The following is a 23,898-nucleotide window of genomic DNA, read 5'->3' on the forward strand; positions in this document are numbered from 1 at the left end:
GTCCCACCGGGGTTTGGCGTACGACTAACTCTCGATCCGCTCAGCCCGGTCAGCCCGTCTTGAGCAGGATCCAGAAGACCAGGGCGCCGACGCCCACGACCACCAGCACGGTCAGGATGATCCCCAGCCAGACGAACTGGGCCAGCCGGCGGGTCTTGCGCGGGATGAGCAGGGCAAGCGGCACGAGCAGGGTCAGCGCCACCCATGGGAACAGCTCCTCGGCCCGCTCCGGCCCGGCCACCCACGTCAGCAGAGCGCCCCAGGTGCCGGGCACCAGGATCGCGTAGGCCAGGCCGATGTAGAACCCGACCAGGGCAGCCACGGTGGGATGCGAGTCGTGGAGCCATGCCCACAGCCCACCCGACCCCGAGGACTCCCCCTCCGGGTCGTGATCTGCCTCGACGTCTGGATCGGAGTCCACGTCGAGGTCCGTGGGCCGCTGGGTCACGCTTCAACCGTAACGCTCGACCCCGTGCTCGTTGGGTAAAGAATCGCGGGAGTGCCGAATCTCAGACCTGGATGACGTCAGGCATGCCCCCCCGTCATCGCACCAGGGCGGGAGGCACGAGGAAGAGCATCAGAAGACGGCGTAGTGGAGGATCAGCCAGACCGGGGCGATGGTGGCCAGCAGCGAGTCGAGGCGGTCCATCAGGCCGCCGTGGCCCGGGACGATCTGGCTCATGTCCTTGACGCCGAGGTCGCGCTTGATGACCGACTCGACCAGGTCGCCGAGAACGGCCATCACACAGACGACCAGGCCCAGGGCGACACCGATCCACCAGGACCCGTCGAGCAGCCACACGACCAGGACGACGCCGGCGGCCACAGTGAAGACCATGGATCCGGCGAAGCCCTCCCACGACTTCTTCGGCGAGATCACCGGAGCCATCGGGTGCTTGCCGAAGAGGACCCCGGCGACGTAGCCGCCGATGTCGGACATGATCGTGAGCAGGACCCAGACGATGATGCCGCGTACGCCGTCGTCCGAGAGCCCGCCCGAGGTCCAGCCGCCGCCCTCGCCGAGCATGAGCCCGACGAAAGAACCCAGGAACGGCAGGTAGAACAGCGTGAGGACGGCCGCGCCAGACGTGCGTACGTAGCCGTCGACGCCGCGCCGCAGGACCCACAGCATGATCACCAGAGCCGAGACCGCGGTGGCGGTCACCAGCGCGTCCGCGCCGAGGAAGTAGGCGACCAGGACCATCACCGTGCCGCCGATCATCAGCGGCTGCTCGGGGACGTCCATGTCCTTGGCCATCAGGCCCCGGTGGAGCTCCCAGACCGCGGCCACGACACAGCCGACGACGATCAGCATGAACGCCGTCTTCACGAACAACAGGCTCAGCGCGATGGCGACCAGGAGGACGACGGCGGAGCCGACCGCGGCGGGCAGGTTGCGGCCGGCGCGGCCGTAGTCCTTCTTCGGCGGCTCGGGGGCCGGTGAAGAGGGCTGCGGCGTCTGGGTCATGGGAAGCTCAGTCATTCGTCCGTGGGTGATAGGCCAGCAGTAGGCCAGCAGTCTGGGGCCTCAGATCTCGGCGAGATCGTTCGCTGAGGAGTAGATCTCGACCCGCTTCGCGGCTTCGCAAGCTCAGCCGCTGCGCTCGCTCGATCTTTTCGCGTTGTGACCCTGCTCGCTTCGCTCGCAGGGTCACAGGCTCAAACCTCCAGCAGCTCGGCTTCCTTGGACTTGAGCATCTCGTCGATCTCGTCGGTGTGCTTCTTGGTGAGGCCGTCGAGGCGCTTCTCCGCACCGGTGACGTCGTCCTTGCTGGCCTCGCCGTCCTTCTCGAGCTTCTCCAGATTCTGCTTGGCCTTCTGGCGCACCTGGCGCACCGAGACGCGGCCCTGCTCAGCCTTCTCCTTGGCGAGCTTGATGTACTCCTTGCGGCGCTCCTCGGTGAGCTCGGGGAAGACCGCACGCAGGATCTTGCCGTCGTTGGACGGGTTGACGCCGAGGTCGGAGTCGCGGATGGCCTTCTCGACGTTGGCCATGGCGCCGATGTCGAACGGGGCGATGTTGATGATCCGCGGCTCGGGGCTGGTGAACGAGGCCAGCTGCTGGATCGGCGTCGGGGTGCCGTAGTAGTCGACCAGGATCTTGCTGAACATCTGCGGGGTCGCCCGCCCAGCGCGGATCGTGGCGAAGTCCTCACGCGTGGATTCCACCGACTTCACCATCTTGCTGTCGGCCTCGTTGAGGATGTCGTTGATCACCGGATGCTCCTGTGCGCTCGTAAGTGTGGTGGGTGTGGGGTGGCGTGTGGGCTCGTGTCGCTCAGCCAGCGGTGACGAGCGTACCGATCTTCTCACCCTGGACGATCCGGAAGATCGCGCCCTCGTCCTCCGCGCCGTAGACCACGATCGGCATCTTGTTCTCCATGCAGAGGGCGAACGCGGTGGCGTCGGCGATCTTGAGCTGCTTCTGCAGCGCCTCGTTGAAGGTGAGTTCGTCGTACTTCGTAGCCGTCGGGTCCTTCTTCGGGTCGGCGGTGTAGACACCGTCGACCCCGTTCTTGGCCATCAGGACGACCTCGGCGTGAACCTCCATCGCACGCTGGGCGGCGACGGTGTCGGTGGAGAAGTAGGGCATGCCCGAGCCCGCGCCGAAGATCACGACCCGGCCCTTCTCGAGGTGACGCATGGCCTTGCGCGGGATGTAGGGCTCGGCGACCTGGCCCATCGTGATCGCGGTCTGCACCCGGGTGTCGACTCCCTCCTTCTCGAGGAAGTCCTGCAGCGCGAGGCAGTTCATGACTGTGCCGAGCATGCCCATGTAGTCGGCGCGGGAACGGTCCATCCCGGCCTGCTGCAGCTCGGCGCCGCGGAAGAAGTTGCCGCCACCAACAACGATCGCGACCTGCACGCCGGAGGCGGCGACAGCAGCGATCTCTTTGGCGATCGAGGCCACAACGATGGGGTCGACGCCGACCTCGCCGCCGCCGAAGTTCTCTCCGGACAGCTTGATCAGAATGCGCTGGTAGCGGGTCATACCGTGGCCTTTCCTCGGGCGACGTCGTGCGGGGCTGTGCCGGTGTTCTCGGTGTACGAAAGAGCCGGTCCGATGATGACCAGACGGATCATCGGACCGGCTCCTTTCGTCGTACGTTGCTGCTCAACCTAACGGATCGCGCGCTGTGCGCGCGGGCCAGGCTCTGATCAGGCGCCGACGTCGAAGCGGGCGAACTGCTTCACCTGCGTGTTGGCGGCGTCGAGGACCTGCTTGACGGACTTCTTCGACTCGAAGACCGACTCCTGGTCGAGCAGGACGATCTCCTTGAAGAAGGCCTTGATCCGACCCTCGACGATCTTGGCGACGGCAGCCTCGGGCTTGCCCTCCTCGAGCGTCTTCTTGGTGAGGACGTCCTTCTCAGCCTCGACCACGTCGGCCGGGACCTCGTCGGAGGTGAGGTACTGCGCCTTGAGCGCGGCAGCCTGCTGGGCGGCCTGCTTCGCGGCCGCCTCGTCACCCTCGTAGGAGACCAGGACGCCGAGGCTCGGCGGCAGGTCTGAGGCCTTCTTGTGCAGGTAGACCGTGGTCTCACCCTCGAAGTAGGCCACCTGGCCGAGCTCGATCTTCTCGCCGATGGTGCGGGCGAGCTCCTCGACGGTCTCGCCGACGGTCTTGTCGCCGAGCGCAACGGCCTTGAGGGCCTCGCGGTCGTTGATCTTGTTGGCGTCGGCAGCCTCAGCGATCTGCTGGGCAGCCGCGACGAAGCCCTCGTTCTTCGCGACGAAGTCGGTCTCCGAGAGGAGGCTGACCAGCGCGTTGCCGGAGGCGGCGACGAGGCCCGCCGAGGTGGTGCGCTCCGCGGCGCGGGCGGCGGCCTTCGCCGTGCCCTTGACGCGAAGGATCTCGACGGCCTTGTCGAAGTCGCCGTCAGCCTCGTCGAGCGCCTTCTTGCAGTCCATCATGCCGGCCTGGGTCAGCTCGCGGAGCTTCTTGACGTCGGCAGCGGTGTAAGCCATGTGTGTCTTCCTCTGACTTGTTAAGTGGCTCTTAAGTGGACGCTGAGGCTCAGGCCTCGGCGGGCGCCTCGGTGGCCTCAGCAGCCGGGGTCTCCTCGGCCTTGGTCTCCTCGGCAGGGGCCTCGGTGGCCTCAGCGGCGGGGGTCTCCTCGGCCTTGGTCTCCTCGGCAGGGGCCTCGGTGGCCTCAGCAGCCGGGGTCTCCTCGGCCTTGGTCTCCTCAGCGGCCGGGGTCGCCAGGAGCTCGCGCTCCCACTCGGCCAGCGGCTCCTCGGCGGTGGCGCCCTCGGTGCCCTCGCTCTTGCCACCGGAGCGGGCGATGAGGCCCTCGGCCACGGCATCGGCGACAACGCGGGTCAGCAGGCCGACGGCGCGGATGGCGTCGTCGTTGCCCGGGATCGGGAAGTCGACCAGGTCGGGGTCGCAGTTGGAGTCGAGGATGGCGACGATCGGGATCCGCAGCTTGCGGGCCTCCTCGACTGCCAGGTGCTCCTTGTTCGTGTCGACGATCCACACGGCGGACGGCGTACGGCCCATCTCGCGGATGCCGCCGAGGGTCTTGTCGAGCTTGTCGCGCTCCCGCTTCATCTGCAGGAGCTCCTTCTTCGTGCGGTCCGAGCCGGCCACGTCGTCGAAGTCGACCTCGTCGAGCTCCTTGAGGCGGTTGATCCGCTGGTGCACGGTCTGGAAGTTGGTGAGCATGCCACCCAGCCAGCGCTGGTTGACGTAAGGCATGCCGACGCGCGTCGCCTGCTCGGCGATGGCCTCCTGGGCCTGCTTCTTGGTGCCGACGAACATGATCGTCCCGCCCTTGGCCACGGTCTCCTTGACGAAGGCGAAGCTGCGGTCGATGTAGGCCAGCGACTGCTGCAGGTCGATGATGTAGATGCCGTTGCGGTCGGTGAGGATGAACCGCTTCATCTTCGGGTTCCAGCGACGGGTCTGGTGTCCGAAGTGGACGCCGCTCTCGAGGAGCTGGCGCATGGTCACGACTGCCATGATGTTTTTTCTCCTAGGTGGTGGCCCGCGTTTGCACCGCTGGGGCTCGACCTTGCGTTTCTCGAGGTCGGGCGGGTGTCGGCGCGAGCCGATCGGTTTTCAGTTTCGCGCCCATCGGTGATGATGGGCCCTGACGCCTGCACGCGGTCCGACCTGAGCGTGCTGCTCGGGACTGAGGGCCGCGCCCGCGGGCGATCGGCCTCTCGGAGCGAGAAACCGTCGCGGTCTGCTGGCGTGCGAAGTCAGCCCACAGGGGGCTGCCGATCCAAGACTAGCCGCCGACCGGCATCTCGGGCCAATCCGCCGGGACCGACGTCGGTGCGGGCCGATCAGTGTCCACAGGGGTATCTCGAGACAGGGTTATCCACAGGGCGTACGAAGCCCGTTGTGCGGGTCGTCGATCCGGGGTTGTCTGCTCGGCATGACCTCGTATCGCCTCTCCGACCGGGCCCGCACCCTCGTCGCGGCCCTGTTTCTCGTCGTCCTCATCGCCCCGACAGGCCCAGCTCTCGGAACGCCGCGTGCCGAGGTGGCGCCGTCCGGTGCCTCGTTGGGTGGGGCAGCGGGTCACGACGAGGGTCCGAGTCCGGTCGGTATGTCTGACGAGGTCCCCCAGGGCGAATGGCCGCTGGCACCACAGCCGGAGGTGGTGCGGCGCTTCGACCCTCCAGACGCCCCGTGGGGCGCCGGCCATCGCGGCGTGGACCTGGCCGGATCGCCGGGTGCGGTGGTTCGCGCCGCGATGGCTGGGACGGTCGCATTCGTCGGAGTCATCGCCGGCAAGCCGGTGGTGAGCGTCGACCACGATGCCACGCGGACCACCTACGAGCCGGTCGTGGCCACGGTGGCCGCCGGGGACCCGGTCGCCGCCGGTGCACCGCTGGGCCGTCTCGGCGTCGCCGGCTCCCACTGCTTCCCGGCCGCCTGCCTGCACTGGGGCTGGATCCGCAACGCGGACGATGTCTATCTCGACCCGCTGCTGCTCGTCGACGCACCGCGACCGGTCCGGCTCCTCCCCCTCTGGCGGGGTGATCCGGTCCGATAGGCACGTTCACGGAACCGGGGGCATCCCCAGGGCTTGTAGCCCGAGAGAACGACCGCGATCGTCAGCGCGGTCAGCGAGACCGCCGGCGGAAACCGCAGACTGCGTTCTTGGACCGCCCTCACACTCTCCGACACGAAGTGCCCTCGCGTCCGCACGACAGCGTGAGCGGCGTACGTGATCTCGCGTACGCCCCGGCGAATGTGTAGCTGTGGCGGGTCGTATCGGTAGTTGTGGGCGACGAAACTCTACTTTCGTCGCCCACAACTCACTTCTCGACCGCCACAACTACACATTCGGCCCGCCACTTCTACTGTCTCGGCAGGTCAGGCGCGGGGGTGGGCCTGACGGTAGGCCTTGCGGAGCCGGTCGCTGCTGACGTGGGTGTAGATCTGGGTGGTGGCCAGGCTGGCGTGGCCGAGGAGCTCTTGGACCGAGCGGAGGTCGGCGCCGCCCTCGAGGAGGTGAGTGGCGGTGCTGTGGCGGAGTCCGTGGGGACCGAGGTCGGGGGCACCGGGGACGTCGGCGAGGCGTCGGTGGACGAGGGTGCGTACTGCACGCTGGTCGAGGCGACCGCCGCGAGCACCGAGGAACAGCGCTGGGCCGGAGGACTCGGTCAGCAGCTGTGGGCGACCACGGACGACCCAACGATCGAGCGCTCGCACCGCGGGACCACCGAAAGGCACCATCCGCTCCTTGCGTCCCTTGCCGAGCACCCGCACGACCCGCCGCTCGTAGTCGACGTCGTCCAGGTCGAGGCCGACGAGCTCGCCGACCCGAGCCCCGGTCGCGTAGAGCATCTCCAGCACAGCGACGTCGCGCATCCCGACGGCGGTGCCGTCCTCGGCGGCGGCTGTGGCGGCGGCGATGAGCGACTCGACCTCGTCGGGACGGAGCACAGGTGGGAGCGTCCGATGGGCCTTCGGGGAGCCGAGTGCGGCGCCGGCGTCGACCTGCGCCCGGCCCGTGCGCAACAGCCATGCGCAGAAGACGCGGGCCGCGGTGGCGCGCCGGGCAAGCGTCGTCCGCGAGTGGCCGGTGGTCTGCTGCTTGGCCAGCCAGCTGCGCAAGGTGCGCAGGTCGATCGCCTCCGGACCGGTGCAGCCCATCCGGCCGGCGTGGTCGAGCAGACTGCGGACATCGCCCAGATAGGCCCTGACGGTGTGGTCGGAGAGCCCACGCTCGGCGCCGAGGTGTCGCTCGTAGTCCCCGAGCAGCGCGGCGTAGACCTCGGGGAGATCCGCCTCCGCGGACCCACCCTCCTGGTCTTCATCGGGATCTGCGCTCACCTGAGCCAGATTAGATGTTGAGCGGAGCCTCAGGTGCGAGCCGCGCCCGGCGCCAGCTGCCACCCGTCGGGGAACCGCTCGGCGAGGCCGAGCGCCTCGAGCCGTGTCAGCGCGGTGCCCGCGGTCTTCGGGTGAAGGCACGCCGACCTCGCGATGTCGAGCTGCGATGACGGTCTGGTCACCGGGACCGCGTCGAGGACCTGTTTCTCGATGGAGGTGAGCGAGTCGCGCCGGCGTACGGGCCCACGGGGCTCCGCGGGGAGGGCTTCGCCGGCGTCGCCGACGAGCTCGCGTACGTCGAGACCGTCGGTGACCAGCACACCTTTGCCGCTGCGCAGGAGGTCGTGGGTCCCGACGGAGGTGATCGCCCCCACCTGGCCCGGCACCGCCATGACGGGCGTGTTGATGCTGTAGGCCCAGTGGGAGGTGTTGAGGGACCCGCTGCGCGCCGCCGCCTCGACGACCACGGTGCCGCGGGCGAGGGCGGCGATGATCCGGTTGCGGGAGAGGAATCGATAACGAGTGACCGGGAATCCGGGCGCGATCTCCGAGATCACCGCACCGCTCTCGGCGATCGCGTCGATCAGGCGCCGGTTGCGCAGCGGATAGGGAACGTCGACACCGCCCGCGAGCACGGCGACGGTGCTCCCGGGCGGGCCGGTGAGGGCGCCGCGATGGGCGGCCGCGTCGATGCCGACCGCTGCCCCGGAGACCGTCACGAAGTCGTTGACCGCGAGGTCCGCGGCGATCCGCGCCGCGGCGTCGGCGCCGTAGGCCGTCGCCTCTCGGGACCCGACGATGGCGACCGAGCGGTCCAGGTCGCTGAGCAGGAGCGGCCCCCGCACCCACAGGCCGAGCGGGGTGCCGGTGCGGTACTGCAGAGGCTCCTGTCCGGCGAGCCGCTCGACCTGGACAGGCCACTCCTCGTCCCCGGGAATGACGTAGCGGAACCCGGCGTTGGTCGCCCGCTCCAGGTCGCGGTCGGGGTGGATCTGGGCCAGTCGCGCTCTCGCTTCGAGTCCGTCGTCGCCGAGCTCGGGGTCCTCCTCGGCGAAGCGCCGGTACACCTCGGTCGCGGTGGCTCCGACCATGCAGCTGTCGAGCAACGGGGTGCCGGGCTCGATCAGCTGGGTCAGTGCGATCCGGGCCAGACGCTCGCGCTCGAGGTCGGTGAAGGTCGCAGCGACGGACGCTGTGGTCATGCCGACCTCCCCTCGTACGCCGCGACCGTGAGCGAGCCGCCGCTGCGCAGCGCGAGCGCCGTCTCGGTCTCGGCGACGCCCGGCCAGTCGACCCCGGCCAGGTCGGCCACCGTCCAGGCGAGCCGGTGCACTCGCACCGCCCCACGACGGGTCAGGGCACCCGAGAAGATGCGTGAGTCGATCAGCGCCTCGGCAGATGGCGGCAGCGGCCAGTTGTCGCGCAGCGCGATCCCGCTGGCCTGACCGTTGAGCCGCCACCCGAAGTCGGCGTAACGCTCGCGTTGTCGACGCCGGGCCTGCGTGACCCGTTCGCGGATGTCGGCGCTGGCCTCCGAGCCCCACGGGTCGTGGTTCTGCTCGGACATGGGTCGCAGCGTGCGGCTGATGTCGATGCGGTCGGTGATCGGTCCGGAGACCTTGCGCGCATAGGCCTGTCGCTCGTTGGACCGGCAGATGCAGCCGTCCTTGGTGACCGAGGCGTCGAAGTTGCCGCACGGGCAAGGGTTTGCGGCGAGCACCACCAGGGCGCGCGCCGGGAGCGTCACCGACTCCTCCCCGCGGGAGACGGTGATGTCGCCGCTCTCGAGCGGCTCGCGCAGGCACTCGATGACGTCGCTCTTGAACAACGGGAACTCGTCGAGGAAGAGGACACCGGCATGGGAGAGCGAGACCTGGCCCGGACGGACCCGGCCGCTGCCGCCACCGACGATGCCCGGTTTCGAGGCGTCGTGATGGGGAGCCGCGAACGGGGGCCGGGTGAGGAGCCCTCGGTCCACGTCGAGCACTCCGGCCAGCGACTGCACCGCCATCACCTCGAGCGACTCCTCACGAGACAGATCGGGCAGGATCGTCGGGATCCGCTCGGCGATCGAGGTCTTGCCGCAACCCTTCGGTCCTTTGAGCAGCAGGTGGTGTCCGCCCGCGGCCGCGACCTCGACCGCGTAGCGGGTCTCGGGCATGCCTCGAAGGTCGGACATGTCCATGTCGTCGAGCCTGCGGTCACCTCGCCAGCCGAGCAGGCTGCCGCCGGTGCCGGTCGCGACCGGAGGCGCGTCGGGCACCGGCTCGCCGCGCAGCTCCGCGACCACCTGACCCAGCGACCGGAAACCCAGGATCTCCATCCCGGGAACCATCCGCGCCTCGGCCACCTGCGGCTCCGGCACCACCACCCGGGCGATCCCGGCGTGGGAGGCGGCGAGCACCATCGGGAGCACTCCGGAGGTCGGTCGCAGCCCTCCGTCCAGAGCCAGCTCGCCGATGAAGACCGTGCGTTCGAGACCGGCGGGCTCTATCTCGCCGCTGGCCGCGAGGATCGCCAGCGCCATCCCCAAGTCGTAGTGCGAGCCGCCCTTCCGAAGGTCGGCAGGCGAGAGCAGCACCGTGATCCGCTTGGTCGCGGGCCACTCCAGCTCGGAGTTGATGATCGCCATCCGCACCCGGTCGCGGCCCTCGGCCAGCACGCTGTCGGCGCGACCGACCAGCGTCACCCCCACCAGACCCGGCGAGACGTCGGCCTGCACGTCGACCAGATGGCCGACCGCGCCGCGAAGCGCGACGCCGTGAGCTCGTGCGTACCCCATCACAGGCCCCTGACGTGCTCGACCAGCGCCGAGCCCCGGGGCGCATGCATCACCGCGACCAGATCGATCCGGATCCCGGGGGCTTGCGCATCGTGCTGCTGCAGCCAGGCCATCCCCAGCCGCTTCAACCGATCGAGCTTGGTCTTGTCGACCGCCTCGTGCGGCGTCCCGCACCCGTCATGGCTGCGGGTCTTCACCTCGCAGACGACGAGGGTGTCGTCCTCGCGAAGGACCAGGTCGATCTCTCCGTCGACGCACCGCCAGTTGCGGTCGAGCACGGTCATGCCGGCCTCGACCAGATACCTCTCGGCGACCGATTCGCCGTAGTTTCCCAGCGCGATCCGCGCCGGTGCCGTTGAACTCATCTTGGACCTCCTGCCATTCGGCTTCGAGGTCCACACTCATCGCGAGCACCGACAATCCGGGCCGGTTCCAGGGCGCCTGGGGATAACCCAGGATCGAGATCACCCTGTGGACGGCAACTGGCCCGAGGTCAGTCCAACGGCTCGTCGATGTCGGTCGGGTTGAGCGTCTCCACGTTCACGTCCTTGAAGGTGAGCACCTTGACCGCCTTCGCGAACCGGGCCGGCCGATACATGTCCCACACCCAGACGTCGTTCATCGACACCTCGAAGTAGACGTCCCCCGAGTCCGTACGCGCCCGCACATCGACCTGGTTGCACAGATAGAAGCGGCGGTCGGTCTCGACGACGTACTTGAAGATGCCGACCACGTCGCGGTACTCGCGGTAGAGGGTCAGCTCCATCTCGGTCTCGTACTTCTCGAGATCCTCCGCGCTCATGCCGCCGCTCGCTCGCGCTCGCTCATGTCACGACTCTAGAGCCAGTTCCCGCGTAGAACCGGGAAGACTCCACGAGCGCCGGTGATACGCCGAGGGTCCGAGGCGCTCGAGCGCGGCGACGTGGGCGGGCGCGGAGTAGCCCTTGTTGTCGGCCCACGCATAGTCCGGGTACTCCTCGTGGAGCGCGACCATCAGCGCGTCGCGCGAGGTCTTCGCCAGGATGGAGGCGGCGGCGACCGCGGCACACTTCATGTCTGCCTTGATCATCGTCGTCACCGGCGGCACCTCGACCTCGTCCACCATCGCGGAGACCTCACCGAAGAGCCCCTCCTGCGCCGGTGGGGTCAGATAGTTGTGGTTGCCGTCGAGGAGCAGCGCGTCGGGACGTACGTCCAGGGCACCCAGCGCTCGCTGCCCCGCCAGCCGCATCGCCGCCATGATCCCGACCTCGTCGATCTCGGAGGCCAGGGCATGTCCGACTGCGGAGTCGACGGCCCAGCGGCGCACCTTCGGCGCGAGCAGCTCGCGGGCCTCGGGCGTGAGCAGCTTGGAGTCGCGTACGCCCTGGGGTGCTGTGCGGGTCGCCGCCGAGATCACCACGATCCCGATCGAGACCGGGCCGCAGAGAGCGCCCCGCCCCACCTCGTCGACGGCACCGAGATGGGTGACGCCACCACGAAGCATGGAGCGCTCGACTCGCAAGGTAGGCGCACTGCTCACTGTGCCGGCACGTCCTCGAAGCTCTTGGGCCGGTGGATCCACTTCGCACGGTCCAGCGGCCAGCCCAGCGCGACGACCTTGCCGACCACGTTGTCCTCCGGCACCCAGGGGACCATCGCGCAGTCGGTCTCCTTGGCGGTGCACATGTGCACCGTCGAGTCGGCGGAGTTGGCCCGGTTGTCGCCCATCACGAACAACGACCCGGCGGGCACCGGACCGACCTCCCAGCGGCGGGTGCCGGGCATCGGCCCGAAGCACTCGCCCTCCTTGTTGGGGCGGCCGCACTTGGTCTGGGAGGGCCGGGCGTACACCTCGTCGATCGGGACGCCGTTGACGATCAGCCGGCCCTGCTTGTCACAGCACTCGATGACGTCACCGGGGACACCGATCACGCGCTTCACCAGATGGCCGCCCTCGGGATAGAGGCCGATGACCGCGAGCGTCTTGCCGAGTACGTTCTCGGGGCCGGCCGACTCGTCGACACCGAGCCACGAGCCGGGGTCGGAGAAGACCACGACATCACCGCGTTGAGGTGTGCCCGAGAGCCAGTAGGAGGGCTTCTCCACCAGCACCCGGTCGTCGGTCGCCACCGACGGACCACCCTGCAGGGCCGGCTCCATGGACTCGGAGGGGATGTAGAAGGCCTGAACGAACAGGGCCTTCACGATGATCGCGACCAGCACCGCCAGCACGACCAGGACAATGCCCTCCTGCCAGGCCGACAGCCGAGGCTTGGTCTCCTCCTCGCGGCGCGGACCGGTTCTCGGGCTGTGCTGCTCGGGGGCTCGGCGCGGAGCCTGGGGCGAAGACGAGAACGACCGCGATCCCCCTGTCTCGGGCCCGCCCCAACGGGCCTGGGGCCCGACGCCGACGGAGGGATCGCGGTCGTTCGAAGTCACGCGGTGAGTCTAGAGACTCCCTCCACAACGAGCCTCATCGACTCGCAATGCTCAGGAAACCCTCAGACCTCCCGACTCACGCCTCGCGGCGCTCCTTGATCTTCGCCTTCTTGCCGCGCAGGTTGCGCAGGTAGTAGAGCTTCGCGCGACGGACGTCACCACGGGTGACGACCTCGATCTGCTCGAAGATCGGCGAGTGCAGCGGGAAGGTGCGCTCGACGCCCACGCCGAAGGAGACCTTGCGGACGGTGAAGGTGCGGCCGATGCCGGACCCGTGGACGCGGATCACGACGCCCTGGAAGACCTGGACGCGGGACCGGTTGCCCTCGACGACCTTGACGTGGACCTTGACGGTGTCACCGGCGCGGAACGCCGGCAGGTCGTCGCGCTTGGAGGCGTTGCCGACCTCAGCGAGTACGTTGCTCATCTTTTCTCCTCACGCTCGCCACAGGTCGATCGCGGTCATCAATGCCCTGGTCAGGGCGATCTTTGGCGGTGGCCCAGCCGCACTGGCCGGCGGCGCACGGCTCCCCCTGTGGCAGGAGCCTGGCGCGACACCTCCGGGTGTCTTCTTCGGAGCGTGCTTTCGGCCGACTGGACCGGCCCACAAGTCTGCCACAGCGCCGTGGACCGCCGAGAATCGAGACGACTGAGCGAGGGAGCGACCGCGCGGAGCGCGAAGACGTACGCAGCGCCCGCTGACGTGGAAGGATGCGTCCGTGACCGACACCGACTGGGCACCGCACACCTACGTGACGCGACCCTATCGGCAGCGGATCCCGCGCGGCCCCCGCGCGGACCGGATGCTCCGTGAGGTGACGGTGGCGCTGCCGCCCCACATCGCCGACCTCGACCTCGCCCTGGAGCGGCCGGTGGCGGCGATGACGACCGCCAGCGCAGGCGCGCTACGCCACCTCGACCTGGTCCACGGGCGGACGATGGCCGGCCTCAACCACCTGCAGCTGCGCACCGAGGCGATCGACTCCTCCAAGATCGAGCACGTCGAGGCCAGCCTGGCCGACTACGGACGGGCGCTGCTGGGGATCGGGGCCAATGCCTCGGCGGTCTCGATGGCCTCCGCCACCCAGGCGATGGAGCGGCTGATCCAGGAGGCCGACACGACCCGCAAGATCACCTCCGACGCGATCTTGCGTGCCCACGGCGACCTGTTCGGCCGCCATCTCGACGAGGCGGCCACTGCCGGCAGGTTCCGCACCGTCCAGAACTGGGTCGGCGGCTCCGACTACGCACCCCGCGACACCCTCCACGTGCCGCCCCCGCCGGAGACGGTGGTCGACTACATCGAGGACCTGGTCGCCTTCGCGAACCGCGACGATCTCGCTCCCATCGCCCAGGCGGCGATCGCGCACGCCCAGTTCGAGTCGATCCACCCCTTCATCGACGGCAACGGCCGCATCGGTCGAGCCCTCATCCACGCCGTCCTCCGCCGGCGTCGTGCCTCCCGCCACCTGGCCGTGCCGATCGCGTCGGCGCTCGTCGCCCACCGCGACCGCTACTTCGCCGCTCTCAACGACTACCGCGCCGGCACCGCGGCCACGATCATCGCGATGCTCGCCGCCTCGACGACAATCGCCACGACCGAGTCGTGGAAGACGGCCGAAGCGCTGGACCGCATCCGGCGCGGCTGGGGCGGGGCGGCCGGCGACCCGCGGCCGGGGTCTGCTGCGTACCGTCTTCTCGACCTGCTCACCGAGGAGCCCATCCTCAACGCCCCTCTTGTCGCCGAGCGCCTCGGCCTCGAGGACGCCACCGAGACGATCGAGGCTCTGGAGCGGGCCGGGGTCCTCGTCAGCGCGAAGCGCAGCCGCCGCTCCCCCGTGTGGCTCGCCCCGGCGGTCCTGGGCGAGGTCGAGGACCTCAGCGCCCGCATCCAGCACCAGGCCCGGCAGCTGCCGTACGGGCCGCGGTAGGTCTCGTACACCGCGAGGCCCGCCCCGGCGAACCAGGGCGGGCCTCGCAGTCGAGGTGATCGATCAGCCGAGCTCGGAGTAACCCGGCTCGTGGAGAACGGTGTCGATACCGGCGACCTCGTCCTCCTCCTTGGCGCGGAAGCCGATGGTCTTCTCGATCGCCATGCCGATGACGAAGGCCACCACGAACGAGAAGGCGATCACGGTGAGCGAGGAGAGGACCTGGGCGCCGAGCAGCTTGAAGCTGCCACCGAAGACCAGGCTGCCGCCGGTGAGCGCCTCGATGCCGAAGATGCCGACCCAGATGCAGCCGATGAACCCGGCGACGAGGTGGATGCCCACGACGTCGAGGGTGTCGTCGAAGCCGAGCTTGAACTTGAGCTCCACGGCCAGGGCGCAGATGGCACCGGCGACGAGGCCGAGGACCAAGGCCCAGACCGGGCTGACGAACGCACAGGCCGGCGTGATGGCGACCAGACCGGTGACGATGCCGGACGCGGCGCCGACGGCGGTCGGCTTGCCGTCCTTGAACTGCTCGACGACGATCCAGCCGATCAGACCGGCGGCCGGGGCGACGATGGTGTTGAGGAAGATCAGCGAGGTCTGGCCCTCGTCGGCACCGAAGACGCCGGTGTTGAAGCCGAACCATCCGAACCACAGGATCGCGGCACCGATCAGCACGAGCGGTACGTTGTGGGCGACCGTCTCCTCCTTGGAGAAGCCGACCTTGCGTCGACCGAGCACGAGGGCGAGCGCGAGCGCCGCGGCACCGGCGGACTGGTGGATCACGGTGCCACCGGCCCAGTCGAGGGAGCCGCCGAGGCCGTAGACGTTGTTGGCGAGCCAGCCGTAGAAGTTGCCCTCGGCGTCGACGCCCCAGATCCAGCGGAAGGTCGGGAACACGACGAGGGTGGAGAAGAAGACCGCGAAGATCATCCACGGCCAGAAGCGCGCACGGTCGGCGACCGCACCCGAGACCAGCGCGACGGTGATGATGCAGAAGGCGACCAGGAAGGCGTGTCCGCCGAAGAGGTTGCCGGCGTCACCGCTGCCCGCGGTGGCGACCAGGTCGGTCATCCCGAAGTCCTCGAACGGGTTGCCGAAGAGCTTGGTGCCACCGCTGGTGCCGTTGCCGGCAATGCCGGTGCCACCGTAGAGGACGTAGAGGATCGTGACGACGGCCATCGAGCCGAAGCTCAACATCATCATCGAGACGACGGACTTGGCCTTCACCAGACCGCCATAGAAGAAGGCGAGGCCGGGGGTCATGAAGATGACCAGGGCCGCGCACAGGAGTTGCCATGCTAGTTCGACAGACATTCAGTGCCTCATAGAAGTCTCGGGACCGGGCTGTGACGTCACGCGAGCCACGTCGCTCGTCGTACGTATTGCCCGGAATCGTCGCGATGCTTCGTTTCAGAGACCGATGCCTGGTGTTACAGGAACGTAACAGTGTTGTCGGTTGCGGATCCGCTAGCGGCGAGATCCATGGGTCTTCGTCAAGATGACGGCGCCCGGCGGGGCCTCGAGATCCCGGCGCAGCCGGAAGCCCGCCTTCTTGTAGATCCGGTGGTTGCGCTCGCTCTTGGCGCCGGTGAAGAGCTGGTGGGTCCTGGTTCCTGCCGGGGCGACCGCCTGGATGTGGTCCAGCAGCTGACGACCGAGACCGCGTCCCTGCATGTCCGGGGCGGTCATCAGCCGTCCGATCTCCCAGACGTCACCGATGAGCCGGGCCCGGACCGAGCCGACCAGCCGCCCGGCGGAGCGGACCACGTAGACGTCGTGGGTCTCCAGCGCACGCACGGTGTCTTCCAGCGACTCGTGCAGCGGCGGGATCGGGACCCCGGGGTTGTCGTGCATCTCCTGCACCCAGCAGGCGAGCTGCAGCGTGTGCAGCTCCGGTACGTCGGCGCGTACGGCGGGCACGATCTCCCACCGCTCCCCCTCGCCCAGCCCGGCCGCCTGGGAAGCGTGGAGCAGGTCGGGGCGGCGTACGGAGGTCCGGACGACCGCCTGCTCGTGGCGCCACTGCGCGATGCGCTTGTGGTCGCCGCTGAGCAGGACCTTCGGGACCTCGAGATCACGCCAGGTTGCCGGCTTGGTGTAGACCGGGTATTCCAGCAGGCCGTCCTCGTGGGACTCCTCGAGGAGCGACTCGGCGTTGCCCATGAAGCCGGGAAGAAGGCGTACGACAGCCTCCGTGATCGCCATGGCGGCCACCTCTCCCCCGTTGAGCACGTAGTCGCCCAGGGAGATCTCGCGGACCTCCGCGCGGGTGGCGGCGTGGTCGAGCACGCGCTGGTCGATGCCCTCGTAGCGGCCGAGCAGGAAGACCAGTCGGTCGCGGGTCGACAGCTCCCGGGCCAGAGCCTGGGTGAACGGCTCGCCGCTGGGGGTCGTCACGATGACGGTCGCACCGTCGATCGCCAGCTCGTCGAAGGCCTCACCGAAAGGCTCGGGTTTCATCACCATCCCGGCGCCCCCGCCGTAGGGGGTGTCGTCGACGGTGCGATGCCTGTCGTGCGCCCATGCGCGCAGGTCGTGGACCTGGAGGTCCAGCAGGCCGGACTCGATCGCCTTGCCCGGCAGGCTCAGCCGGAGCGGCGCGAGATATTCGGGGAAGATGGTGAGGTAGTCGAGCCTCACTTGGCCTCATCCTCGTCCTCGTTCTCGTCCTCGGCGAACGGCGTGACCAGGCCGGGCCGGTCGGCGATGACGACCTTCTTCTCCGCGAGGTCGACGACAGGCACCAGCGCCTTCACGAACGGCACCAGCGCGTCGCGGCGGTCAGGGGTGCGGATCGTCAGCAGATCCTGGGCACCGCCGTGGACGAGCGCCTTCACCGTGCCCAGCTCGCGGCCCTCCTCGTCGAAGGCGGTCAGGCCGATGAGCTGATGGTCGTAGTACTCGTCGGGGTCCTCGGGAGTCTCCTCGGCCGGGACGTCGGCGAAGAGCAGGGTCCCGCGAGCGGCCTCGGCCTCGTTGCGGTCGGTGATCTCCTCGAAGGCGACCTGGAGCACCTGACCGTGCCAGCGGGCGCCCTCGACGGTCAGCTGCTCGGCGGCGTACGCCGATCCCTTCGGCGGCTGCGCCCGCAGCACCTTGCCCTCGGCGAACCGCCGGTCAGGCTCGTCGGTGCGCGCCTCGACGGTCACGAACCCACGGATCCCATGCGGCTTGCCGATCCGTCCGACCAGCACCTCGATCAACTCCACGAGGTGAGCCTAGAGGGTGGCGTACGCCGGGCTGAACTCCTCGGCGCGGGCGGCCGAGCCGGGTGTAACACGCTGTTCGTAGGACTATCCGGTCGTTATAAAGGGCGAGTAGTCCTACGAACGACGTGTTACACGCGATCCGGTCGCCGAAATCAGCAACGGGCGCCACCCCCGAGGGAGTGGCGCCCGTCGTGAGCTGGAACAGCCGGTGCTCAGCGACCGCCGTCGACATCGACGAAGTCGATCCGCGCGCCGCCCTTGCCGGCCAGCGCCGAGACGACGGTGCGGAACGCGCTGGCGGTGCGACCGCCGCGGCCGATCACCTTGCCGAGGTCATCGGGGTGGACCCGGACCTCGAGGACGGAGCCGCGACGAAGCTGCTTGTCGCGCACGCTCACCTCGTCCGGGTTGTCGACGACTCCTCGGACGAGGTGCTCGAGAGCTTCAGCGAGCATGCTGCTCAGGCCTCGGCCTCAGCGGCGGCCCGGGTCTCCTCGGCCTTGGGCTCTTCGGCCTTCGGCTCCTCAGCCTTCGGCTCTTCGGCCTTGGGCTCCTCGACCTTGTCGGCCTTCTCGTCCTTCTTGGCCTTCTTGGTGACAGCCTCGGAACCAGCCGACGCGTGCGCCTCGGCGAGAGCCTTGTTGAAGAGCTCGAGCTTGTCGGGCTTCGGCGCGGCGAACCGCAGGGTGCCCTCGGCACCCGGGAGGCCCTTGAACTTCTGCCAGTCGCCGGTCACCTTGAGGATCGCCTCGAGAGCCGGGGTCGGCTGAGCGCCGACGCCGAGCCAGTACTGGGCGCGCTCGGAGTCGACCTGGATGAAGCTCGGCTCCTCCTTGGGACGGTAGAGACCGATCTCCTCGATGACAGCGCCGTCACGCTTCTTGCGCGAGTCGACGATGACGATGCGGTACTGCGGAACCCGGATCTTGCCCAGGCGCTTCAAGCGGATCTTGACAGCCACTGTTGGTGGTATTCCTTTGGAATCGAATATGGGTGAAGAGGCCCGTGTCGGTGTGGGGACACCCGTCAGGCACCTTCGGCTGGCACTGCTGCGCTGGGTGAGAGGGTCCCTGCGCACAGGACACACATCTCAGTTTGCCAGAGGTCCCCGGAACCGACGAAATCTCAGCCTGGTCAGGCGTAGATCTTCCCCCGGAGTACGACGGCAGCCGGCCGTGCGAGGACGCCGAGATCCTCGAGGGGGTTGGTGTCGTAGACGACGAAGTCGGCGGGGTCTCCCTCGGCGAGGCCCGGGTTGTGGCCGAGCCACTCCCGGGCTCGCCAGGAGGCGGCACCGAGGACGACGTCGGCCGGAAGACCGAGCCGGTGCATGGCGAGGACCTCTGTCGGGAGGACGCCGTGCAGCTGGGCCCCGGCTCCGTCAGAACCGGCGTAGAGGGCGACGCCCGCCTCGTAGGCGCTCATGATGGTCTCGCGACGGCGGGCGTAGAGGTCCTCCATCGTGGCGGCGTAGGTCGGAAACTTGGGTGCCGCGGCGGCGGCCAGGTCGGGGAAGATCTCCAGCTGGGCGACGGTCGGGACCAGCGCGGTCCCCTGCTCGGCCATCGTCTCGACGAGGTCGGGGGTCAGCCCGGTGCCGTGCTCGATGCAGTCGATGCCGGCCTCGATCAACCCGGGCAGCACCTCGCTGCCGAAGCAGTGCGCCGTCACGCGCGCGTCGTTGTCGTGGGCGACCTTGATCGCCTCGGCGAACGACTCGGCGGGGAAGGACGGCTTCAGATCTCCCTCGGCACGGTCGATCCAGTCCCCGACGAGCTTGACCCAACCGTCCCCGGAGCGGGCCTGCCGCTCGACGGCCTCGACGAGGCCGTCGGGCTCGACCTCGTCGGCGTAGTTGCGCATGTAGCGCTTCGTACGTCCGATGTGGCGGCCGGCGCGGATCAGCCGGGGCAGGTCCTCGCGGGCCTGGACCCAGCGGGTGTCGGCGGCAGAGCCGGCGTCGCGCAGGAGCAGCGCGCCGGCGTCACGGTCGGCGATCGCCTGGGCCTCGGCCGTCGCCTGGTCGACCGCGCCGTCGGGCCCGAGGCCGATATGGCAGTGGGCGTCGACGAGACCGGGCACGATCCAGCCGGAGGCGCCGGTCTCGGCCCCCCACGGCCGCTCGTAGGTGATGCGGCCGTCGAGGACGTAGAGGTCCCGCACCTCTCCATCGGGAAGGACCGGGCCGGAGAAGCGCAGAGCAGTCATGTGACGCAGGCTACCTACTTCGAGCCAAACCCTGCAGGAACCTTCACCCCGGCCGCCTCGAGGATCGGGAAGTGCTGGGCGAGCGGGATGACCTGGCCGGTGACGACGTTGCTCTCGTCCCAGCCGATGGAGGTCGGTACGCCGACAAGCTCACCGTCGTCGTTGACCGCGGCGCCACCGGAGTTGCCGCTGGAGATGCGGGCGGTGACGTCGAAGACGGCCCGCTCCTCTCCCTCGAAGGAGAGGATGGTCGCCACGTTGCCCTCCGCGACGGTCGGTGGTTGGAAGAGCACGCCCTTCTTGTCCGCGAAGCTCTCCTTCGGCAGCATCGGGAACCCGATCGTGGCGATGTAGTCGCCGCGGTCGACCGCGTCGGAGTCGCCCAGTGAGATCGTCGGCAGGTCCAGCGAGGACGGGTTCACCGGGTCGCCGTTGCCGTCGGCGATGATCTGCACGACCGCGCTGTCGACCTCGCCGTCGGACTCGATGACCCTGGCGACATAGTCGGGCTCGCCGACCTTGTAGCCCTCGGCCGGGTCGGTCATGTGGATGTTGACGACGTCGGGCGAGACCTCGCCCCTGGCGGCGTACTCCGGGATCTTCGCCGGGTCGGCGACGTGCGCGTTGGTGAGGATCTTGCCGTCCTCGGTGACGATCGAACCGGATCCCATCGCGATGGTGTTCTCGGTCGGCGCGTAGGTGATCCAGACGGCCGCCCGCTGCGCGCTGTTGAGCTCGTCCTTGGTCAGGCCGGTGTCCTGGGCGGCCGAGTCACCGCCGGGGACCACGAACATCGCCACCACCAGCCCGATGACCACCACCGCGGCCGCGGCCCCGATCCCGCCCCACATCAGGAGCTTGTTGCGGCGCTTCGCGGCCGCGCGAGCGACCTCGACCTCGGCCGCGTAGATGGGGATGACCTTGAGGATCTCGCCGGCGACCGGGTGCCCGAGGCGGATCTCGGTCTCCTCGTCGATCTCCTCCCGGACCAGCGGCTTCCCCTTGAGGAACGAGCCGGTCTGAGAGCCGTTCTCGAAGGTCCAGCCGCCCGGTTTGGCCACCAGGCGGGCGTGCTGGCGCGAGACGCCCTGGTCCTCGAGCACGACCGAGTTGTCCGCGGCTCGGCCGATGGTCACCGTGTCCGGGTGGCGGAAGCGATGCTCCTTGCCCTCGGCCACCAGCAGCAGGTCAGGTCCGCTCGGCGGAGTCGGCGCCTGGCCGGGGGCGGCCGGACGGGACATCCCCGGGACGATCGTCATCTCGGAGATGTCCTGGGTGGCCGCGTGGCTCGAGGGCGGCAGGTTGCCCGGCGGCGGTGGCGGCACCGCCGCGGCTGGACGCGGAGCCGCTGTCGCGCCCGGCATCGCCGGCGGCGGGGGCGGCGCCGGGGCCTGGGCAGGCGGCGCTCCAGCTGCCACCGGGGCGTCGTCGAGGGTGACGGTGATCGTCGAGCCCGGTCCCGCCGGGCCGAGCTGGATCTGAGTCGCTCCCCTCAACGGCACCTCGGAGACACGGTTCCCGTCGACGTACGTCCCTCCGGCGGAGCCCACGTCGACCAGCTTCCATCCGGAAGGATCCGGACGAAGCTCCGCATGAGCACGCGAGACCGAGGTGGACGCGAGCACCACGTCAGCATCGATCGAGCGCCCGATACGGACGATCTTGTCGGGCGGGAAGCTGAGCGCACGTCCCGATACGTCTACGCGAAGCGTCTGCATGGACGAATCATGCACCGAAATGGCCCGATCCCCGCGTCGCGAATCGAAGATTCGGCGAACTCGCACCCGACCAGCTCCGTCCAGCCGCCGTCCCGAGACCGTGTCCGAAGGCAAACGGCGGGTCCCAGCGCCTATCGGCGACGTCGAACAGCTCCCGTGCGCCGACTCAGATCTGGTCGAGCAGCCAGCTGGGACCCAGCGCAGTCGCCCCGCCACAGCGCGCCTGCAGCATCCGGTCAGCGCTCACCAGCGTCACCCGGTCCCCCTTGCCGACAGCCTCCCGGACGACCTCGACGATCGCGGCGTCGCCGTCCTTGGGGGCGTGCACGGTGCGCACGTGGGCGTCCTTGCCCGGCCGTACGCCGCCCTTGGCCTGTCCCTCCAGGACCAGGACGACCTGGTCGTGCGGGAGGTCGGCCACGAGCAGTGCTTCGTGGAGCCGGCGGGCAGCCCCCGCGCGGTCCTTCCACCAGCCATCCGGGCGGGCGCCGACGACGTTGGCGCCGTCGACCACCAGAAGCGTTGCCATGCGGCCAAGGATAAGTGCCGGCTCACCGCGAGGCTGCCGGGGCCTCCTGCAACATCCGCGCATGTGCGCGGAAATGGCCGAGGCGGGTCACTTCAAGAACTTGGAGAAGTCCGCCGGCAGGTTGAGGTCGGCGGCCGCCTTCTCGTAGTCGACGTCCTCGCCGCCCGGCATCCCGAACGGGTTGGCGGCGGCCGGCTTCTTCTCGGCGTCGGCCTTGGCCTGCTGGGCGGCCTTGGCCGGGTTGCCGGACTTGCGCGCGCCCTTGCCCTTCTTCTTCTGGGCGACCTGCTTGGCACCGGCACGCTTGCCGAAGCCGGCACCGGGCGCGCCGGGCATCCCGGGCATGCCGCCGCCGGAGGCGAGCTGCTTCATCATCTTCGACGCCTCGGTGAAGCGCTGGATGAGCTGGTTGACGTCGGAGACCTGGCGGCCCGAGCCCTTCGCGATGCGGGCGCGGCGGGAGCCGTCGAGGATCTTCGGGTTGGCGCGCTCGGCCGGGGTCATCGACTGGATGATCGCCTGGATCCGGTCGATCTCGCGCTCGTCGAAGTTGTCGAGCTGGTCGCGGAACTGGCCCATCCCCGGCAGCATGCCCATCAGCTTCGACATCGAGCCGAGCTTGCGCAGCTGCTGCATCTGCTTGAGGAAGTCCTCGAGCGTGAACTCGCCGGTCGCGATCTTGGCCGCGTCCTGCTGGGCCTGCTCCTGGTCGAAGGTCTTCTCGGCCTGCTCGATCAGGGTGAGCATGTCGCCCATGTCGAGGATGCGGCCGGCCATCCGGTCGGGGTGGAACAGGTCGAAGTCGGTCATCTTCTCGCCGTTGGAGGCGAACATGACCGGCTTGCCGGTGATCTCGACGATCGAGAGCGCGGCGCCACCGCGGGCGTCACCGTCGAGCTTGGTGAGGACGACGCCGTCGTAGCCGACGCCGTCGAGGAAGGCCTGCGCGGTGTTGACCGCGTCCTGACCGATCATCGCGTCGACGACGAAGAGGACCTCGTCGGGGTTGACCGCCGCCTTGATGTCGGCGGCCTGCTTCATCAGCTCCTCGTCGATGCCGAGGCGGCCGGCGGTGTCGACGATGACGACGTCGTGGAGCTTGCGCTTGGCCTCCTCGACAGCGTCACGAGCCACATCGACAGGGTTTCCGACACCGTTGCCGGGCTGGGGCGCGTAAACGGGGACGCCGACGCGCTCACCGTTGACCTGGAGCTGGTTGACCGCGTTGGGCCGCTGCAGGTCGGCTGCCACGAGCAGGGGCGTCTTGCCCTGCTCCTTCAGCCACAGCGCGAGCTTCGCTGCCAGGGTGGTCTTACCGGCACCCTGCAGACCGGCGAGCATGATGACGGTCGGGCCGGTCTTCGCGTAGCGCAGCCGCCGGGTCTCGCCACCCAGGATCGTGACCAGCTCGTCGTTGACGATCTTGACGATCTGCTGGGCGGGGTTCAGCGCCTGGCTGACCTCTTCGCCGCGCGCCCGCTCCTTGACCCGGCCGACGAACTCGCGCACCACCGGCAGCGCGACGTCGGCCTCGAGCAGCGCGATCCGGATCTCGCGAGCGGTGGCATCGATGTCGGCATCGGTGAGACGGCCCTTGCCCCGGATGTTCTTGAACGTCGTGGCGAGCCGGTCGGAGAGCGTGGCGAACAAAGCGGTCCTTCAGCAGAGTGGTTGTCCTGCCAAGACTAACGAACAGTTGTACGCCGCACGGCATCCGGCAGGGTGAATGCTGACCGAGGTACCTCGGTCAGGGCTCACTTCCTTCGTGGAGCTCCACGAAGGAAGCGCACGCTCACC

The 23,898-nt window shown here is 69.0% G+C and carries 25 protein-coding genes; 2 read left to right on the top strand and 23 right to left on the bottom strand.

What is annotated here, in order from left to right:
• Positions 1–49: 49 nt before the first annotated feature.
• The 6 genes from H5T77_RS19350 to rpsB all read right to left on the bottom strand — a co-directional run bounded on the left by H5T77_RS19350 (position 50) and on the right by rpsB (position 4,966).
• Positions 50–448, bottom strand: coding sequence for a hypothetical protein (locus tag H5T77_RS19350; protein ID WP_292652007.1), 399 nt, complete (start codon positions 446–448; stop codon positions 50–52).
• A gap of 129 nt (positions 449–577) precedes the next feature.
• A complete protein-coding gene (locus tag H5T77_RS19355; RefSeq protein WP_292652009.1) occupies positions 578–1,483 on the bottom strand; it encodes a phosphatidate cytidylyltransferase in 906 nt (301 codons plus the stop codon).
• Between the two features lie 176 nt (positions 1,484–1,659).
• The gene (gene frr / locus H5T77_RS19360; protein WP_292652053.1) at positions 1,660–2,214 is read right to left on the bottom strand and encodes a ribosome recycling factor; all 555 of its coding nucleotides are present in this window, start codon (positions 2,212–2,214) and stop codon (positions 1,660–1,662) included.
• Between the two features lie 64 nt (positions 2,215–2,278).
• Positions 2,279–2,992, bottom strand: a complete 714-nt coding sequence (gene pyrH, locus H5T77_RS19365; RefSeq protein WP_292652010.1) for a UMP kinase — start codon at positions 2,990–2,992, stop codon at positions 2,279–2,281.
• Between the two features lie 167 nt (positions 2,993–3,159).
• Positions 3,160–3,969 (bottom strand): translation elongation factor Ts, encoded by an 810-nt coding sequence (gene tsf, locus H5T77_RS19370; RefSeq protein WP_292652011.1) that lies wholly within the window; start codon positions 3,967–3,969, stop codon positions 3,160–3,162.
• Positions 3,970–4,018: 49 nt separating this feature from the next.
• Positions 4,019–4,966, bottom strand: a complete 948-nt coding sequence (gene rpsB, locus H5T77_RS19375; protein ID WP_292652012.1) for a 30S ribosomal protein S2 — start codon at positions 4,964–4,966, stop codon at positions 4,019–4,021.
• Positions 4,967–5,387: 421 nt separating this feature from the next.
• Here rpsB and H5T77_RS19380 point away from each other — a divergent pair, with 421 nt between their 5' ends.
• The gene (locus H5T77_RS19380; RefSeq protein WP_292652014.1) at positions 5,388–6,011 is read left to right on the top strand and encodes a peptidoglycan DD-metalloendopeptidase family protein; all 624 of its coding nucleotides are present in this window, start codon (positions 5,388–5,390) and stop codon (positions 6,009–6,011) included.
• 323 nt (positions 6,012–6,334) lie between these two features.
• Here H5T77_RS19380 and H5T77_RS19385 read toward each other — a convergent pair whose 3' ends face one another.
• The 8 genes from H5T77_RS19385 to rplS all read right to left on the bottom strand — a co-directional run bounded on the left by H5T77_RS19385 (position 6,335) and on the right by rplS (position 12,927).
• Positions 6,335–7,297 carry a tyrosine recombinase XerC gene (locus tag H5T77_RS19385; protein ID WP_292652016.1) on the bottom strand — a complete coding sequence of 321 codons (963 nt, stop codon included), beginning with the start codon at positions 7,295–7,297 and terminating at the stop codon, positions 6,335–6,337.
• Between the two features lie 29 nt (positions 7,298–7,326).
• Positions 7,327–8,499 carry a DNA-processing protein DprA gene (gene dprA, locus H5T77_RS19390; RefSeq protein WP_292652018.1) on the bottom strand — a complete coding sequence of 391 codons (1,173 nt, stop codon included), beginning with the start codon at positions 8,497–8,499 and terminating at the stop codon, positions 7,327–7,329.
• Positions 8,496–10,079, bottom strand: a complete 1,584-nt coding sequence (locus H5T77_RS19395) for a YifB family Mg chelatase-like AAA ATPase (RefSeq protein WP_292652019.1) — start codon at positions 10,077–10,079, stop codon at positions 8,496–8,498. Before H5T77_RS19395 ends, dprA begins: the two co-directional genes overlap by 4 nt.
• On the bottom strand, positions 10,079–10,444 hold the full coding sequence (locus H5T77_RS19400) for a YraN family protein (protein ID WP_292652020.1): 366 nt from the start codon (positions 10,442–10,444) through the stop codon (positions 10,079–10,081). The genes H5T77_RS19395 and H5T77_RS19400 overlap by 1 nt, the downstream gene beginning before the upstream one ends.
• Positions 10,445–10,572: 128 nt before the next feature.
• Complete coding sequence (locus H5T77_RS19405; protein ID WP_179657015.1) at positions 10,573–10,881, bottom strand: DUF2469 domain-containing protein; 309 nt, start codon at positions 10,879–10,881, stop codon at positions 10,573–10,575.
• Between the two features lie 27 nt (positions 10,882–10,908).
• Complete coding sequence (locus H5T77_RS19410; RefSeq protein ID WP_292652021.1) at positions 10,909–11,601, bottom strand: ribonuclease HII; 693 nt, start codon at positions 11,599–11,601, stop codon at positions 10,909–10,911.
• Entirely contained in the window at positions 11,598–12,500 is a 903-nt protein-coding gene (gene lepB, locus H5T77_RS19415; RefSeq protein WP_292652022.1) for a signal peptidase I, read from the bottom strand. Before lepB ends, H5T77_RS19410 begins: the two co-directional genes overlap by 4 nt.
• A gap of 76 nt (positions 12,501–12,576) precedes the next feature.
• Positions 12,577–12,927 carry a 50S ribosomal protein L19 gene (rplS, locus tag H5T77_RS19420; RefSeq protein WP_292652023.1) on the bottom strand — a complete coding sequence of 117 codons (351 nt, stop codon included), beginning with the start codon at positions 12,925–12,927 and terminating at the stop codon, positions 12,577–12,579.
• Between the two features lie 292 nt (positions 12,928–13,219).
• Here rplS and H5T77_RS19425 point away from each other — a divergent pair, with 292 nt between their 5' ends.
• Positions 13,220–14,431, top strand: a complete 1,212-nt coding sequence (locus tag H5T77_RS19425; RefSeq protein ID WP_292652025.1) for a Fic family protein — start codon at positions 13,220–13,222, stop codon at positions 14,429–14,431.
• A 63-nt stretch (positions 14,432–14,494) separates the two neighbouring features.
• Here the strand turns inward: H5T77_RS19425 and H5T77_RS19430 are convergent, their stop codons facing one another.
• The 9 genes from H5T77_RS19430 to ffh form a co-directional block, all read right to left on the bottom strand.
• The gene (locus H5T77_RS19430; protein ID WP_292652026.1) at positions 14,495–15,751 is read right to left on the bottom strand and encodes an ammonium transporter; all 1,257 of its coding nucleotides are present in this window, start codon (positions 15,749–15,751) and stop codon (positions 14,495–14,497) included.
• 153 nt (positions 15,752–15,904) lie between these two features.
• Positions 15,905–17,077 carry a tRNA (guanosine(37)-N1)-methyltransferase TrmD gene (gene trmD, locus H5T77_RS19435; protein ID WP_292652028.1) on the bottom strand — a complete coding sequence of 391 codons (1,173 nt, stop codon included), beginning with the start codon at positions 17,075–17,077 and terminating at the stop codon, positions 15,905–15,907.
• Positions 17,074–17,646: a ribosome maturation factor RimM gene (rimM, locus tag H5T77_RS19440; RefSeq protein ID WP_292652030.1), complete on the bottom strand. Its 573-nt coding sequence runs from the start codon at positions 17,644–17,646 to the stop codon at positions 17,074–17,076. Before rimM ends, trmD begins: the two co-directional genes overlap by 4 nt.
• Before the next feature lie 212 nt (positions 17,647–17,858).
• Positions 17,859–18,101 (bottom strand): RNA-binding protein, encoded by a 243-nt coding sequence (locus tag H5T77_RS19445; RefSeq protein ID WP_292652032.1) that lies wholly within the window; start codon positions 18,099–18,101, stop codon positions 17,859–17,861.
• Between the two features lie 5 nt (positions 18,102–18,106).
• The gene (gene rpsP, locus H5T77_RS19450; RefSeq protein ID WP_292652034.1) at positions 18,107–18,607 is read right to left on the bottom strand and encodes a 30S ribosomal protein S16; all 501 of its coding nucleotides are present in this window, start codon (positions 18,605–18,607) and stop codon (positions 18,107–18,109) included.
• Between the two features lie 173 nt (positions 18,608–18,780).
• Positions 18,781–19,854 (bottom strand): amidohydrolase family protein, encoded by a 1,074-nt coding sequence (locus H5T77_RS19455; protein ID WP_292652036.1) that lies wholly within the window; start codon positions 19,852–19,854, stop codon positions 18,781–18,783.
• 14 nt (positions 19,855–19,868) lie between these two features.
• Positions 19,869–21,572, bottom strand: a complete 1,704-nt coding sequence (locus H5T77_RS19460; protein WP_292652038.1) for an FHA domain-containing protein — start codon at positions 21,570–21,572, stop codon at positions 19,869–19,871.
• Positions 21,573–21,738: 166 nt separating this feature from the next.
• Positions 21,739–22,101, bottom strand: coding sequence for a hypothetical protein (locus tag H5T77_RS19465; RefSeq protein WP_292652040.1), 363 nt, complete (start codon positions 22,099–22,101; stop codon positions 21,739–21,741).
• Between the two features lie 87 nt (positions 22,102–22,188).
• On the bottom strand, positions 22,189–23,751 hold the full coding sequence (gene ffh / locus H5T77_RS19470) for a signal recognition particle protein (protein WP_292652042.1): 1,563 nt from the start codon (positions 23,749–23,751) through the stop codon (positions 22,189–22,191).
• Positions 23,752–23,898: the final 147 nt, after the last annotated feature.

The sequence above is a fragment of the Nocardioides sp. genome (genome assembly GCF_014360585.1).
Taxonomy (GTDB): Bacteria; Actinomycetota; Actinomycetes; order Propionibacteriales; family Nocardioidaceae; genus Nocardioides.

What these genes read in the sequence shown, in the direction of transcription:
- H5T77_RS19355 (WP_292652009.1), bottom strand. Translation starts at nt 1,483, where the DNA reads ATGACTGAGCTTCCCATGACCCAGACGCCGCAGCCCTCTTCACCGGCC.
- pyrH (WP_292652010.1), bottom strand. Translation starts at nt 2,992, where the DNA reads ATGACCCGCTACCAGCGCATTCTGATCAAGCTGTCCGGAGAGAACTTC.
- tsf (WP_292652011.1), bottom strand. Translation starts at nt 3,969, where the DNA reads ATGGCTTACACCGCTGCCGACGTCAAGAAGCTCCGCGAGCTGACCCAG.
- rpsB (WP_292652012.1), bottom strand. Translation starts at nt 4,966, where the DNA reads ATGGCAGTCGTGACCATGCGCCAGCTCCTCGAGAGCGGCGTCCACTTC.
- H5T77_RS19380 (WP_292652014.1), top strand. Translation starts at nt 5,388, where the DNA reads ATGACCTCGTATCGCCTCTCCGACCGGGCCCGCACCCTCGTCGCGGCC.
- dprA (WP_292652018.1), bottom strand. Translation starts at nt 8,499, where the DNA reads ATGACCACAGCGTCCGTCGCTGCGACCTTCACCGACCTCGAGCGCGAG.
- H5T77_RS19395 (WP_292652019.1), bottom strand. Translation starts at nt 10,079, where the DNA reads ATGGGGTACGCACGAGCTCACGGCGTCGCGCTTCGCGGCGCGGTCGGC.
- H5T77_RS19400 (WP_292652020.1), bottom strand. Translation starts at nt 10,444, where the DNA reads ATGAGTTCAACGGCACCGGCGCGGATCGCGCTGGGAAACTACGGCGAA.
- H5T77_RS19405 (WP_179657015.1), bottom strand. Translation starts at nt 10,881, where the DNA reads ATGAGCGCGGAGGATCTCGAGAAGTACGAGACCGAGATGGAGCTGACC.
- rplS (WP_292652023.1), bottom strand. Translation starts at nt 12,927, where the DNA reads ATGAGCAACGTACTCGCTGAGGTCGGCAACGCCTCCAAGCGCGACGAC.
- H5T77_RS19430 (WP_292652026.1), bottom strand. Translation starts at nt 15,751, where the DNA reads ATGTCTGTCGAACTAGCATGGCAACTCCTGTGCGCGGCCCTGGTCATC.
- H5T77_RS19445 (WP_292652032.1), bottom strand. Translation starts at nt 18,101, where the DNA reads ATGCTCGCTGAAGCTCTCGAGCACCTCGTCCGAGGAGTCGTCGACAAC.
- H5T77_RS19455 (WP_292652036.1), bottom strand. Translation starts at nt 19,854, where the DNA reads ATGACTGCTCTGCGCTTCTCCGGCCCGGTCCTTCCCGATGGAGAGGTG.
- H5T77_RS19460 (WP_292652038.1), bottom strand. Translation starts at nt 21,572, where the DNA reads ATGCAGACGCTTCGCGTAGACGTATCGGGACGTGCGCTCAGCTTCCCG.
- H5T77_RS19465 (WP_292652040.1), bottom strand. Translation starts at nt 22,101, where the DNA reads ATGGCAACGCTTCTGGTGGTCGACGGCGCCAACGTCGTCGGCGCCCGC.